A 13824-nucleotide genomic window follows, 5' to 3' on the forward strand; every position below is an offset into this window, starting at 1 on the left:
TGAACCAATCAGAGATGGCATTATATGAAGAATAAAATAGCACTTACGCTGATTAGTTTTCTGGCAAATTTTATTATGGCAGGATTTGCCAGTCAGTTTGGCATGCTGATTGAACCGATTGCAGTACGCTACAGTGCCGATGTGAATACCGTCGCCTCGATATTTTCGTTGCTTAACGGTGGGGCGTTAGCCGGGACCATCGCCGCCTTTTTCCTGATTGAGAAAATCGGCGTTAAGCGTATGACGCTCATTATCTATTCGATAGTGTTCCTCTGCGCTCTGGCAATGCACTTAAGCCCTGGCTTATGGCCGGTGATGGTCGCCATGACCTTGGTGGGTTTCTGCGGCGGGATTGGTCTGTGCGTGGCGGGAACGATCGTGGTTTCGGTTTGGCAGGATCGCATTCAAAGTACGATGCTGGTGGTGCAGGACGCCACCTTTAACGTCGCGGGCGTAGTTTTCCCGCTGATTACCACCTTCGCCCTGACGCACAATATGTCGTGGAGTTACAGCTATCTGAGCGTAGGCATAGTGGCCTTACTCACGCTGGGCGTTGTGGCTCTCACCCGCTTTACCGCCTGTGAAACGGCCCCTGCAGCGGATAGCGCAGACCCGGTGAAATCCGAGTGGAATCCAGGGATTATCAGCGGAGGCATCGGCTTGTTCTTAGGTATGTTGGCGCTGTATACCTTCCTGACCTGGGCACCATTATTTGTGAAGAACAAATTTGGTATTCCCTTCGAAGAAGCAGGTAATATTATTACGCAATACTGGGGTGCTGCGCTGGTCGGCGCGTTAGTCTCAACCGTTATTGTTTCCCGCGTAAAGATACATTATTTCTTGCTTAGCATTATTTTGTTAGCTTGCGTTATTACCACCATCATTGTCACGAAGGAAAATATCTCCGGGCTTGATTATCTGGCTTATAGTTACGGGTTTGTCTGCGCAGCGCTGTATAACTCCTTTATTGCCTACGGGGTTTCTTTCGTGAAGCGCGCGAGCAGCCAGAACGTTTCTTATATTTTAATTAGCGGTAGTGCTGGCGCCATGTTTAGTCCGGCGATCAGTGCGCTAATGGAAAAAACTATGGGGTTGCAGAAAATCATGTACGCAATACCGGTGTTGTATTTAATTATCTTTATTATGTTGATGGGTACATTAAAACTCAAACGTAATTAAACACAGTAATAACGCTTACCTCTTTAATTAGATAGCCCGCCGTCACGCCATTTATCTGGTGGGGCGACACTCAACCTTGCTCAAAGGAATTGAAAATGCTGAAGAAAAATAAATCAATGATGAAAAAAACAGTTCTGGGTGCGGTAATTGCGATGTGCTGTACGCAAGCGCTTGCGGCTGATTATGCCGATGGCAACATCCGCAAAAATGATTTTAACTGGATGCAGATGAACTTAATGCAAAGTGTGGATGCGAAAGTGCCTTATGGTATTCGTAATGACACCTATCTTGAGCTGGAGTTTGGCGCACGATCCGGGATTATCGATCTGTATGGTTATGTGGATTTCTTTGATATTTTGGATCGCGAGCAGGACGATCGTCACGGGGGGGATAACTTCTTTGCCAAGATATCTCCACGTTTTTCCCTGGACGCCATTTTTAATAAAGATTTATCCGTTGGGCCATTTAACGAATTCTATATCGCAACGGTAAATAACATTGGTGACCGGGAATTATTTGAGCATTACGTTGGTCTCGGCACGGATGTTAAAGTGCCGTGGTTTGGTCTGGTGGGAATGAACATTTATGCGCACTATGTACGTGAAAATTACGGTGCAGATAACGAAGGTAAGTGGGATGGTTACATGTTCTCGACCAACTGGTCGACGCCGTTCTATACGTTCGCCAACGGCAGTTATTTGAACTATCAGGGTTACTTTGACTACCAGTTCGCCGCGAACAAGATTGCTAACCAGCCGTTATATAGCAATAACGCGATTGAATGGTATAACGGCATCTACTGGCATTCAGAGCATTATGCAGTAGGTTATGGCTTAAAATATTTTCGCAACATGGCATTAATGGAAAACCACGGTGGAGCAGGGCGTACCACCGGGCTGGGTCACTATTTCAACCTCACCTATAAGTTCTGATTGCGCTGAAATGACACACCAATGCTCCGTTTGCCAGGGTTGGTGTGTCAGTCAATGATGTCATTGCCGAGAAATTTACGCAGCCCATCCAGATCCTTAATCTCCAGTCCTTGCTTCGTGCGCGTTACCAGCCCGGCATCCGTCAGCGCTTTCACCGCCCGCCGATAGACCCGGTCGGTGGTGCCAAATCGCTCAGCTTCCTGGTATTTTTTATGAAAACCATCCATTGGCTGCTTGTCCTGATGCTGGCGATACAGGTCATACGCCACGTTATGTACGATAGGGTAGAGCATCCGGTGCAGGAAGATTTCCAGCATATCCTGATAATCAACGGCCATTGCGCTGGCGAAAAATATCGCCAGTCTGGGGTGCTGGTTCAGCGCTTCCTCCAGACGGTCACAGTTGCATACCGCCACGGTCAGCGGTTCTTCGGCTACGATATCAAGCTGGCAACGATACCCGGTAAAAAACTCCATTTCGCCAAACAGTTGCTCATCACATTCCATTGCACCCAGTTGAAAACGGCGACCATTCTCCGCGCTATAACGCAGAGAAATTCTCCCTGACTGCACCATGATTAGTCGATCGACTACCTGTCCCTGGCGGTAAAGATAGTCATCTTCCTGGATAATCTGTGTTTCAGAGAGCAACTCCTGGAATATCTTCTCAATTAAGGCATCATCTTGCTGCCAGATATTGTGAAAACGACCTTTTGTGAGGGGCTTAAGCTGCATGGCTCAACGTCTTATTGTTTGAGATAATTCTTATCGCTGACTGTATGCCATCTGCTGCGCAATGTCATTAAGAGCGGGTTGCGGATAATAAAAGGGCCAGCATCATGCTGGCCTTGACACATTAAGGATGGCTGATAAAACGGGACAGTCGCTGGCGCAGCAGGCGGTTTTCCTGCCGCAGTTGAGCGTTCTCTTCCAGCAACGTCAGCGCAACGGCAATTCCCGGCCAGTCAAGTTCCAGCTCCTGACGCAGGCGTATCGCGCGACGCATGACGGTCAGCGCATGATCGTCAAAAGTTTCGTCTTCATGAGGTTCTATCACCCCTAAGCCGACAATCTCATGTAGCTCTTCTTCTGACACTCCGGTGTACAGACAAAACTCGGTAATGGTAAAGGTGACGGTGACGTTAGCCATTATGCTTTCCCCACTCTTTGCGCGGATCAAAGGTCTTTTGTGCATCCGCCAGCTGCTGCCACAGGGCGGCGCTGGCGTCGTCAGGTTTCGGCGGCATGACGATTTTGATCACCGCATACAAATCGCCGGTATGTTTTTTACTTACCAGACCTTTGCCCTTAATGCGTAACCGCTGCCCGGCCTGGCTGCCCGCAGGAATGGTCAGCAGGATGCTCTCTTTTAACGTCGGAACGGTTACTTTCGCGCCCAGCGCGGCTTCCCACGGAGCCAGGGGAACGACCACTTCCAGATCCTGATTAACGATATCGAACAGCGGATGTGGCGCGATATGAATCACCAGCCACAAATCACCGTTTGGCCCGTCGTTTTCACCGGGGGTGCCCTGGCCTTTCAGACGAATACGCTGACCGTTACCGACGCCAGCCGGAATTTTTACATTCAACGTTTTAGGAATTTCACGTTCGACCATGCCGAACGCATTGTAAACTGGCAGGGTGTAACTGATCGTGCGGCTATGCTCAGTAAGCGTTTCCTCGAGGAATACGGCGACTTCAATTTCAATATCGTGCCCGCGGCTGGCATGACGCTGGCGAGACTGTTGCGCATGCTGACCAAAAATGGAGGAGAAGATATCGTCGAAATCTTCGGCGTTATAGCGTTGATTCTCTCCTTGTTGGAATTGACGGTTGAACTGTGGGTCGTTGCGGTGCTGCCACAACTGGTCGTACTCGGCGCGTCGCTGTTCATCACTCAGGACTTCCCAGGCTTCAGCAACCTCTTTAAACCGGGCCTCCGCGTCAGTCTCTTTGCTGACATCAGGATGATATTTACGGGCGAGTCGACGATAGGCGGTCTTGATTGTCTTGAGATCGTCTGTCGGTTTCACGCCCATAATGGCGTAATAATCCTTTAATTCCATAGCGTTCTCTCGTGTAAATCAACACTTGCAGAAGGTGAACCCTGACAACAGGTATCACCGCTAAGTTTAGGGTAATCCTGATAACGGAGAATGCCAACCGGGAAGGGAGGATATTGCTATAAACGATGCGGGCGTTGCACCACCAACAGCGCTTTTTAACGTTATGGCGTCTGTTGTGTGGTGCGAATAGTGAGATTAGCTAAACATCAGGATTTAGTGATCAGGAAGCGGACCGTATCAGCATAGTTTTGTACGAATGCGTTAAGGTCATCAGATTTCAGTCCTTTCGGATTGATCATATATTTACCGTTGATAAAAAAGGCGGGCACACCGGTTAAATCTACAGCTTTAGCCATTTCTTGCTGTTTGGCGGTTAGTGATTTCACGGCAAAACTATTCCATGCAGCATCATAATCACTGGCACTGACGCCCGCGCTGATAAATACGTTACGAATATCGTCCGCCGATTTAATGGTTTGTTTTTTCTGCACGGCATCAAAAAGCAACGGTTTAACTTTATCTTGCACGTTCAACAGCATGGCGACGGACCAGGCGTGCGTCATGTCTTGCCCCAGAGGGCCTAAAAAGTCGACGTGGTATTCGGTGAGTTTGACGTCAGCAGGCAAAACTTTTTTCACGTTATCAGTGATTTCAAAAACTTCATCGTACTGATAGCAGGAAGGACAATAGAATGAGAAAAACTTCAGCGCTGCCGGGGCTGAAGCGACGGGTTTTTCCAGTGAGATAAACTCTTTGCCGTCGGTAAATGGTGCTGCCTGAGCGCTAACGGTAAAAAGTAACCCAATCAGGGGTAATAAATATTTTTTCATTTCCATATACTCTAAATAACATTCAATAAACAAATTTTCTGCGAATGAATACGCTCTTCATTGCGTCGGGCTATAATACGATAATCACCTAAAAATGCGCTGCCCCTTACTTTCATTTACGCATCAATACGTAGCGGGACAGTATTTATGTACTGTTCTGCGAATATCCTTTGGTACTCTTCGTAAATAGTGAATGATCACTTCCGTGATATTTTTGTAATTACTTTGGCAATGTTATATTGTAATAAATAAAAACGGAAATATGATTAATTATCATTTGATTTATAAAACGTGAGCCGCAACGCGTTGCGCTATGTTCTGTCAACGCAGCCGTAAGATTCTCTTTTTCTTGTAGCGTGTGAATGAATAGGGTAAGTGTCAGTGATGAGCAACCAAAATGGATATCGCTATGATTGACCACCTGGATCATCTGGTATTGACCTCCAATAATGAAGAGGCATGCGTTCGTTTTTATGTCGAACTTTTAGGGATGAGGCTGGAAACCTTCGCGCAAGGGCGGAAAGCCTTCGTCTTTGGCAATCAGAAAATTAACCTCCACATTCGGGGAAAGGAGTTTGAACCCAAAGCTTACGCGCCAACGCCGGGGGCGCTGGATTTGTGTTTTATCACCACGCGTGCGCTGGAAGAGGTGATAGCCACGTTTCAAACGCACGGGGTCGATATTGTTGAGGGGCCGGTTGCACGAACCGGTGCGATGGGACCGATTCGCTCGGTTTATGTCAGAGATCCCGATCTCAATCTGATTGAAATCGCGGTATATCCTGCTGATGACAGGACATAACTTTACAGCGCAAAGGTTGCCAAAACCTGGTGAGTGGTTAAGATAACTCGCATCAATCAGTGAGGGTATAATGGCGAAACGTCAACGGATGGGATGGTGGTTCCTCTGTCTGGCATGTGTTGTGGTGATGGTTTGTACCGCACAACGCATGGCGGGCCTGCACGCGTTGCAGATGGACACCGTTGCCACAAGCGTGGTCGTAAGCGCACAAGCGCAGACCGATGAGGCCTCGTCCGTTACCCCTTGTGAACTGAGCGCGAAGTCATTACTGGCGGCGCCCCCGGTACTGTTCGAAGGCGCTATTCTGGTGCTGTGTCTGCTACTGTCGCTGCTGGCGCCAGTGCGGGCGTTTCGTCTGCCTTTTTTCCCACCGCGAGCCATCTCGCCGCCCACGCTAAGGGTACATCTGCGATTTTGCGTCTTCCGTGAATGACAGAACAGCCGTTGCTGACTGTTAGATAATTATTCACGGAGAAAATATATGATGACTGTTTTCAGGCAGGCGCTGCTCTGTCTGTTATTGCTATGGCTGCCCGTATCCTGGGCGGCTGAACCCGGCTGGCTGCGTTCACCCGATAACGATCACGCCAGCGTACGGTTACGCGCTGATACGTCCTCAGGCGGCGAAACTCGTCTGTTGCTGGATGTTAAACTGGAGGACGGCTGGAAAACCTACTGGCGTTCGCCGGGCGAGGGAGGCGTCGCGCCATCTATCGCCTGGCAAGGGGAAATGCCTGCGGTCGACTGGTTCTGGCCAACCCCTGCACGCTTTGAGGTCGCTAATATCACGACCCAGGGCTATCACGATAATGTGACATTCCCGATGGTTGTGCGCGGCAGATCGCCCGCCACGCTTAGCGGTGTTTTGACGCTATCCACCTGTAGCAACGTTTGCCTGTTGACGGATTTTCCTTTTTCCGTGACCTCCACGACCCAGGACCCGACTTTTGCGCATGACTATGCGCAGGCAATGGGGCAGATCCCGCTTGCCAGCGGCCTGACCGATACTTTGCGCGCTGGCGCACGGGCCGGCGAGCTGGTCGTCGAGGCTCACCGCGCGGGAGGCTGGACTGCGCCTGGGCTGTATCTGGACGCCGTTGATGATGCTGATTTTGGCATGCCGCAAATTCACGTCGCAGGTGAGACGTTACGCGCCACGGTGCCCGTTCATGATGGTTGGGGGGAAGGCGCGCCGGATTTACGCGGTAAGTCGGTCACGCTGGTGCTGGCAGATAACGGTGTTGCCCAGGAAAGTCGTCTTGCGATTGGCGAAGCCCCGGTTATTGAGAACGCCTCACTCCCATTGTGGCAGGTGGTGCTAATGGCGCTGCTGGGCGGTTTGATCCTCAACCTGATGCCCTGTGTGTTACCGGTTCTCGGCATGAAACTGGGCTCTATTTTGCTGGTTGAGGAAAAAAGCCGTCACCAGATCCGCCGTCAGTTCCTCGCATCGGTAGCCGGGATCCTGGTCTCCTTTATGGCCCTGGCGCTACTGATGACAGTGCTACGTTTAACCAATCAGGCGCTGGGCTGGGGGATCCAGTTTCAGAACCCGTGGTTCATTAGCGTCATGGTCGTGGTGATGCTGACGTTCAGCGCCAGCCTGTTCGGGTGGTTTGAATTCCGCCTGCCTTCGGCGATGACCACCACGCTGGCGACTCACGGTGGCAACGGCTTGTCGGGACATTTCTGGCAAGGCGCATTTGCGACCCTGCTCGCCACGCCGTGCAGCGCCCCGTTTCTGGGAACAGCGGTAGCGGTGGCATTGACCGCTTCGTTGCCAACGTTGTGGGGACTGTTTATCGCACTCGGCCTGGGGATGAGCTTGCCGTGGCTGCTGGTGGCTCTGCGTCCCGGTCTGGCGCTGCGTTTGCCGCGTCCGGGACGCTGGATGAATAGTTTGCGGCGTCTTCTCGGTGTCATGATGCTGGGTTCGGCTATCTGGCTTGCGACGTTGCTGCTCCCACATTTAGGGCTGGCCGGACACGCTAGCGCTAAAGAAAGCGTGAACTGGCAACCGCTTAGCGAGCAGGCGATTGAGGATGCGCTGGCGCAACATAAGCGTGTGTTCATTGACGTCACTGCCGACTGGTGCATCACTTGTAAGGTGAACAAATACAACGTGTTGCATAAAGATGACGTACAGGCCGCGTTGCAACAGCCGGATGTAGTGGCGCTGCGCGGCGACTGGACGCTCCCTTCTGAAGCCATCACCGAATTTCTGAAAAAACGCGGCCAGGTTGCTGTGCCGTATAACCAAATTTATGGCCCCGGTCTGCCGGAAGGCCAGGCGTTACCAACGTTGTTAACCCGCGATGCGGTATTGCAAACGTTGACCGACGCCAAAGGAGTAACCCCATGAAAATAATGATTGTTCTGCTGTTAACCCTGTTTTCTGCCGTCAGCGTAGCGAAAGAGCCTGCACCGTTTACACCGGAACAGGAAAAGCAAATTGAAGCATTAATCCAGGAGGCCCTGTTTAACGATCCCAACAGCCCGCGGATTGGCGCTAAGCAGGCGAAACTGACCCTGATAAACTTCACCGATTACAACTGCCCGTACTGCAAGCAACTGGATCCCATGCTGGAAAAAATTGTGCAGAAATATCCTGACGTGGCGGTAGTGATTAAACCGCTGCCGTTTAAAGGGGAAAGTTCGGAACTGGCGGCGCGGACCGTGCTGACTACCTGGCTTGAGCATCCGCAGCAGTTTCTGGCGCTACATGAAAAACTGATGCAGAAAAAGGGTTACCATACCGACGTCAGTATCAAACAGGCGCAGGAAAAATCGGGAGCCAGTCCGGTGGCGTTGGATGCCCAAAGTGCTGAAACGCTAAGCACTAACCTGCAACTGGCGCGACTGGTGGGCGTGCAGGGCACCCCCGCAACGATTATTGGTGATGAGCTTATTCCCGGTGCGGTGCCGTGGGAAACCCTTGAGGAAGTGGTCAAAGAAAAGCTGGCGGCGGCCAATGCTCAGTAAACTGCGCCGCTGGCTGCGCGAAGGGCTGATCTTACTGGCGCTGTTGGCAGGGGCGATACTGCTGATGGATGTCTGGCGCGCGCCGCAGCTCCCTGGCTCTTTTGACAGCACGCCTTTGCAAACGCTGGATGGTGAAACCGTCACGCTGGCGGCGCTCAGCAAAGACGAGCCGGTGCTGCTTTATTTCTGGGCGAGCTGGTGCAGCGTTTGCCGCTTCACGACGCCGGAAGTCGCCAGGCTGCGTTCGGAAGGGGAAAACGTGATGACCATTGCGTTACGCTCCGGCAGTGAAGCTGAGGTGTCTCGTTGGCTGTCGCGTAAAGGCGTGGACTTTCCGGTCATCAATGATGCGAACGGGGCAATTTCCCGCAGTTGGGCGATTAGCGTCACGCCCACGCTGGTGGTAGTGTCACAAGGTCGGGTGGTGTCAACAACCAGCGGCTGGACCAGCTACTGGGGCATGAAGCTTCGGCTGTGGTGGGCCAAAACGTTCTGATAATGTGCCGGGGAAACCCGGCATTTTTTATATTATTACCCGTAAGCGGGAAGACATATTTCGTTGCCTGGCGAAGCGAGCACCGCGATTAACGTCCAGAATGGGTCATCTTCTCTTTTTCAGGAAAGTGCAACATGACGAGTTCGTTAGCGTTTGGGCCCGCTCTGGTGATGATGATTGCCGCCACGTTTGTCCTCGCCGGGATGGTAAAAGGCGTCACTGGTATGGGATTGCCCACCGTGGCTATGGGGATCCTCGGATCGCTTATTTCGCCGGTTGCGGCGGCGGCCATGCTGCTGTTGCCTTCGCTGATTAGCAATCTGTTTCAGTTTGGCGGTGGCGGAAATACGCGTCAATTAGTCAAACGACTGTGGCCAATGTTATTGACGGTGGTGGTGGCGACACTGCTTGCCAGCGCCTGGATTACCGGCGGCGATACCACCCGTACCCAGTTTGCGCTCGGCGTGGCGCTGGTGGCTTACGCTATCTGGACGCTGGCCGGAAAGAAAATCGCAGTGGCTCCGCAGCATGAAAAACCGTACTCCCTCGTCATAGGATTTGTTACTGGCTTATTGACTGGTGGAACCGGTGTATTTGTGATGCCCGCCGTGCCCTGGATCCAGTCATTGGGTTTTGAGAAAGATGAGCTGGTTCAGGCGCTCGGGATCTCTTTTACGTTTTCGACATTGGCTTTGGCGCTTGGTCTGTGGTGGCACAACGCGCTGCCCGTACAGTCGTTGAGCATATCGGCTTTGGCCATTGTTCCTGCGCTGATTGGTCAGTGGTTAGGAACCCGTGTACGACGGGTTATTTCTCCGCTCGTGTTTAAACGTTGTTTTCTGTTTTGTTTGGTCGGGTTGGGTATCGAGATGATGCTGCGTGCGGCGTGACCTGTGCGGTGACTTTAGAACGCTTTCATGGCATCGTTAATTCAGACATTCAGGGTCAAAGAGGTCGCTATGGCATCAGTGATGTTAAGTGAGGAAGAGGGCGCTCTGGAGTCGCGAATGGCGCTCACCGCGGCGGCGATGGCCGATAAATCGCGCTCGCGAATGTTGTGCGCCCTGATGGATGGCCGCGCCTGGACCGCGACCGAGCTCAGCGCAGTGGCGGATGTGTCAGCGTCGACCGCCAGTGCGCATCTGGCGCGTCTGTGCGAACAACGTTTTGTTGTGGCGCTCGCGCAGGGCAGGCATCGTTATTTTCGCCTTGCAGGCTCTGATATCGCTGAACTGCTGGAGCGCCTGATGGGCGTGGCGTGGGCTACATCTACGCCACGAAAAATCACGACGCCGCCAGGCTTACGACATGCCCGAACCTGCTACGATCATCTCGCTGGCGAGGTGGCGGTGAGGCTGTTCGATACGCTGGTTTCCCGTGAGTGGTTAACGCCGGATGGTGAAACGCTGACCTCTCTTGGGCAGGTAAAACTGGCACAAATGGGGATTGTCCTTGCTGCGAGCGCATCGCGGCGGAAATTAACCTGCGGTTGTCTGGACTGGAGTGAACGACGTTACCATCCCGGCGGCGTGCTTGGCGCATCGCTGCTACGCTGGCTGATTGAAAAACGATGGATAAAAACGGAGCTGAGTGGTCGCCGCGTCACCTTCACCCCGCTTGGCATTCGCAAATTAGAAACCGAGTTCGGTATTAAAACGACACCGTAGATGGTTCGTTTTGCGAAAGCGTTCCGGGAAATATGTCATATTTCTGTCACACTCTGTTGTGATTGATAACAACAAGAGGTCGTAGGGATGAATAAATCGTTAATCGCCGCAGCCGTGGCAGGGGCTGTATTAATGTCAACCGCCGCGCAGGCGCAGACCGCGCCGGAAGGCTATCAGCTTCAGCAAGTATTGATGATGAGTCGGCATAACTTACGCGCACCTTTAGCCAATAATGGCAGTGTTCTTGAGCAGTCCACCCCCAAACAATGGCCAGAATGGGATGTCCCCGGCGGACAACTGACCACCAAAGGCGGCGTGCTGGAAATCTATATGGGCCACTATATGCGAGAGTGGCTGGCAGAGCAGGGGATGGTGAAATCGGGCGAATGTCCGGCGCCGGGTACGGTCTATACCTATGCTAACAGCCTGCAGCGTACGGTCGCGACGGCGCAGTTCTTTGTCACCGGTGCTTTCCCGGGTTGCGACGTCCCGGTCCATCATCAGGAAAAAATGGGCACCATGGATCCCACCTTTAACCCGGTGATCACCGATGATTCCGCCGCCTTCAGCCAGCAGGCGGTTCAGGCAATGGAGAAAGAGCGTAGCCAAATGCAGCTCAACGACAGCTATCAGTTGCTTGAGCAAATGACCGACTACAAAGACTCTCCGTCCTGCAAAGAAAAACAGCAGTGTTCCCTGACCGATGCCAAAGATACGTTTAGCGCGAAATACCAGCAGGAGCCTGGGGTTTCGGGGCCGCTGAAGGTCGGGAATTCGCTGGTTGATGCCTTCACGCTGCAATATTACGAAGGCTTCCCGATGGACAAGGTCGCCTGGGGCGAGATTAAATCCGATCAACAGTGGAAGGTTCTGTCGAAGCTGAAAAATGGCTATCAGGACAGCCTGTTCACCTCCCCGGAAGTGGCGCAGAATGTCGCCAAACCGCTGGTGAAGTATATTGATAATGCGCTGGTTACTGAACGCGTAAAAGCGCCAAAAATAACCGTGCTGGTGGGGCATGACTCAAACATCGCATCGCTGCTCACCGCGCTGGATTTCAAACCGTACCAGCTTCACGATCAGAACGAGCGTACGCCGATTGGCGGGAAGATTGTCTTCCAGCGCTGGCATGACAGCAACGCGAATCGTGATCTGATGAAAATCGAGTACGTGTATCAGAGCTCGCAGCAGTTGCGTAATGCTGACGTTCTGACCCTGAAATCCCCGGCGCAGCGCGTAACGCTGGAGCTGAAAGGGTGTCCGATAGATGCGGATGGCTTTTGCCCGATAGATAAGTTCGACAGCGTGTTGAATGAGGCGGCTAAGTAAAAGAAAAACTCCCCCGTGTTCGCGGGGGAGTCTGAGCGCTAGACGTTTTTGCGTTCGATAGTCTGTTCACCCCAAAAGAGCGAATCTTTGTCTGTTTTCTTAAAGGCTTTGATGAGCACCTCGTCGCTACCTTCTTCCCAAATTTTTTCCGCCAGTTTCTCGTCATAATGCGCGACTTCAAAAATGGCTTCGGCTATTTCCGGCGATGTATTGCGCAGACTTGCCCATTCGCCGACGCGATGGGCTTTCGCTTCTTGAGTTGGCATTCGAATCCTCCTGTTGAAGATTAGCCGTTGAGTTTTACTGCCAGACCTGCGACATATTCACCCTGATAGCGGGCGATAGATAATTCTTCCTGACTTGGCTGGCGAGAGCCGTCACCTCCGGCGATGGTGGTTGCGCCGTAAGGGGTACCGCCGCGAACTTGAGAAACATCAAACAGCTCTTGCGCCGCGTAACCGATAGGCACAATCACCATCCCATGGTGAGCAAGCGTAGTCCAGGTTGATGTAATGGTTTGTTCCTGACCGCCGCCGGTTCCTGTCGAGCTGAATACGCTGGCGAGTTTGCCGTACAGGCCGCCTGAAGCCCACAGCCCGCCAGTCTGGTCGAGGAAGGTGCGCATCTGACCGGACATATTGCCAAAGCGTGTGGGGGTACCAAAAATAATGGCATCGTAATCTGCCAGTTCTTGCGGGGTTGCGACTGGTGCGTTTTGTGTTTTGCCGCCAGCTTTGAGGAAAATCTCCGGCTGCATGGTCTCTGGTACGCGCTTAATAATCACTTCCGCGCCATCAACCTTATTTGCGCCTTCTGCGACTGCATGGGCCATAGTTTCAATGTGTCCGTACATGGAATAATAAAGCACCAGAACTTTTGCCATTTTACACTACTCCTCGAGTTAACCGTGTCCGTAGCGACTCGCTACCTACCTTTAAAGATATGACGTACTGTCAGGAGTGCAAATTTCACAATCACTTCTTTGATTTATAACAATTTTTATAACAACTTCTCTTGTTGCAAAATGATACATATTTAACCGGGTGGAATTTGGTAGTCATAAGAAAGACTTATTGATTTCTCGCTGTGATTATTTCTCTATCACCGCCAATCCTGTTGCAGGATATTACAGTTAGCGGCTGCTCAGGCCACGCTTCACTATGCTTAATCCCACGCAGTTATTTTCAGGGTATCGCCCGTAACGCTGCGTGAGGTATCACTCCTCAGTACCTATGCAATATGATGTCTAATCAATGACGGAGGTCAGTAATGGCAAACCATCGAGGCGGTTCCGGCAACTTTGCGGAAGATCGCGAAAGAGCATCAGAAGCAGGTCGAAAAGGTGGCCAGCACAGCGGGGGCAACTTTAAGAATGACCCGCAACGCGCTTCAGAGGCAGGCAAAAAAGGGGGCAAAAATAGCCACGGCAACAACAAATCGTAATTGCCGGGCTAGCTGTCAGATATGCCGTGACGGCTGAGGATCAGAGTCAGACGTTACGTAGCCACCCACCGCCGCCGGTTTCTTCCGGCGGTTTTT

17 protein-coding genes are annotated in these 13824 nt (G+C 52.0%); 11 read left to right on the forward strand and 6 right to left on the reverse strand.

Features of this window, described 5'->3' with window-relative positions:
- The first annotated feature begins 24 nt into the window (after positions 1–24).
- Both tsgA and B9P82_RS02590 read left to right on the forward strand, forming a co-directional pair.
- The gene (gene tsgA / locus B9P82_RS02585) at positions 25–1179 is read left to right on the forward strand and encodes an MFS transporter TsgA (RefSeq protein WP_016156155.1); all 1155 of its coding nucleotides are present in this window, start codon (positions 25–27) and stop codon (positions 1177–1179) included.
- Positions 1180–1274: 95 nt separating this feature from the next.
- On the forward strand, positions 1275–2111 hold the full coding sequence (locus B9P82_RS02590) for an outer membrane protein OmpK (protein WP_016152568.1): 837 nt from the start codon (positions 1275–1277) through the stop codon (positions 2109–2111).
- A 47-nt stretch (positions 2112–2158) separates the two neighbouring features.
- Here the strand turns inward: B9P82_RS02590 and B9P82_RS02595 are convergent, their stop codons facing one another.
- The 4 genes from B9P82_RS02595 to dsbA form a co-directional block, all read right to left on the reverse strand.
- Complete coding sequence (locus tag B9P82_RS02595; protein ID WP_016152569.1) at positions 2159–2845, reverse strand: Crp/Fnr family transcriptional regulator; 687 nt, start codon at positions 2843–2845, stop codon at positions 2159–2161.
- A gap of 121 nt (positions 2846–2966) precedes the next feature.
- Positions 2967–3260: a chaperone modulator CbpM gene (gene cbpM / locus B9P82_RS02600; RefSeq protein ID WP_016152570.1), complete on the reverse strand. Its 294-nt coding sequence runs from the start codon at positions 3258–3260 to the stop codon at positions 2967–2969.
- Positions 3253–4179, reverse strand: a complete 927-nt coding sequence (cbpA, locus tag B9P82_RS02605; RefSeq protein ID WP_101699903.1) for a curved DNA-binding protein — start codon at positions 4177–4179, stop codon at positions 3253–3255. The genes cbpM and cbpA overlap by 8 nt, the downstream gene beginning before the upstream one ends.
- A gap of 206 nt (positions 4180–4385) precedes the next feature.
- Entirely contained in the window at positions 4386–5009 is a 624-nt protein-coding gene (dsbA, locus tag B9P82_RS02610; protein ID WP_047359508.1) for a thiol:disulfide interchange protein DsbA, read from the reverse strand.
- Positions 5010–5406: 397 nt separating this feature from the next.
- On the opposite strand from dsbA, the gene B9P82_RS02615 reads away from it, so the two are divergent.
- The 8 genes from B9P82_RS02615 (at position 5407) to agp (ending at position 12285) form a co-directional block, all read left to right on the forward strand.
- The gene (locus B9P82_RS02615; protein ID WP_016156158.1) at positions 5407–5811 is read left to right on the forward strand and encodes a VOC family protein; all 405 of its coding nucleotides are present in this window, start codon (positions 5407–5409) and stop codon (positions 5809–5811) included.
- A 70-nt stretch (positions 5812–5881) separates the two neighbouring features.
- Entirely contained in the window at positions 5882–6244 is a 363-nt protein-coding gene (locus B9P82_RS02620) for a hypothetical protein (protein ID WP_016152574.1), read from the forward strand.
- A 48-nt stretch (positions 6245–6292) separates the two neighbouring features.
- Positions 6293–8173 carry a protein-disulfide reductase DsbD family protein gene (locus B9P82_RS02625; RefSeq protein WP_101699904.1) on the forward strand — a complete coding sequence of 627 codons (1881 nt, stop codon included), beginning with the start codon at positions 6293–6295 and terminating at the stop codon, positions 8171–8173.
- Positions 8170–8793: a DsbA family protein gene (locus B9P82_RS02630; RefSeq protein ID WP_016156160.1), complete on the forward strand. Its 624-nt coding sequence runs from the start codon at positions 8170–8172 to the stop codon at positions 8791–8793. Before B9P82_RS02625 ends, B9P82_RS02630 begins: the two co-directional genes overlap by 4 nt.
- Positions 8783–9289 carry a protein disulfide oxidoreductase gene (locus B9P82_RS02635; RefSeq protein ID WP_101699905.1) on the forward strand — a complete coding sequence of 169 codons (507 nt, stop codon included), beginning with the start codon at positions 8783–8785 and terminating at the stop codon, positions 9287–9289. Before B9P82_RS02630 ends, B9P82_RS02635 begins: the two co-directional genes overlap by 11 nt.
- 134 nt (positions 9290–9423) lie before the next feature.
- Entirely contained in the window at positions 9424–10179 is a 756-nt protein-coding gene (locus tag B9P82_RS02640) for a sulfite exporter TauE/SafE family protein (RefSeq protein ID WP_049042390.1), read from the forward strand.
- A 69-nt stretch (positions 10180–10248) separates the two neighbouring features.
- A complete protein-coding gene (locus B9P82_RS02645; protein ID WP_101699906.1) occupies positions 10249–10956 on the forward strand; it encodes an ArsR/SmtB family transcription factor in 708 nt (235 codons plus the stop codon).
- An 87-nt stretch (positions 10957–11043) separates the two neighbouring features.
- Complete coding sequence (agp, locus tag B9P82_RS02650; RefSeq protein WP_016156163.1) at positions 11044–12285, forward strand: bifunctional glucose-1-phosphatase/inositol phosphatase; 1242 nt, start codon at positions 11044–11046, stop codon at positions 12283–12285.
- Between the two features lie 38 nt (positions 12286–12323).
- Here agp and B9P82_RS02655 read toward each other — a convergent pair whose 3' ends face one another.
- A complete protein-coding gene (locus tag B9P82_RS02655; protein WP_016152581.1) occupies positions 12324–12551 on the reverse strand; it encodes a YccJ family protein in 228 nt (75 codons plus the stop codon).
- A 20-nt stretch (positions 12552–12571) separates the two neighbouring features.
- On the reverse strand, positions 12572–13168 hold the full coding sequence (gene wrbA, locus B9P82_RS02660; protein WP_003832057.1) for an NAD(P)H:quinone oxidoreductase: 597 nt from the start codon (positions 13166–13168) through the stop codon (positions 12572–12574).
- A gap of 386 nt (positions 13169–13554) precedes the next feature.
- Between wrbA and B9P82_RS02665 the strand changes: the two genes are divergently transcribed.
- The gene (locus B9P82_RS02665) at positions 13555–13728 is read left to right on the forward strand and encodes a con-10 family general stress protein (protein WP_003036022.1); all 174 of its coding nucleotides are present in this window, start codon (positions 13555–13557) and stop codon (positions 13726–13728) included.
- Positions 13729–13824: the final 96 nt, after the last annotated feature.

Source organism: Citrobacter sp. L55 (genome assembly GCF_002850715.1).
Taxonomy (GTDB): domain Bacteria; phylum Pseudomonadota; class Gammaproteobacteria; order Enterobacterales; family Enterobacteriaceae; genus Citrobacter; species Citrobacter braakii.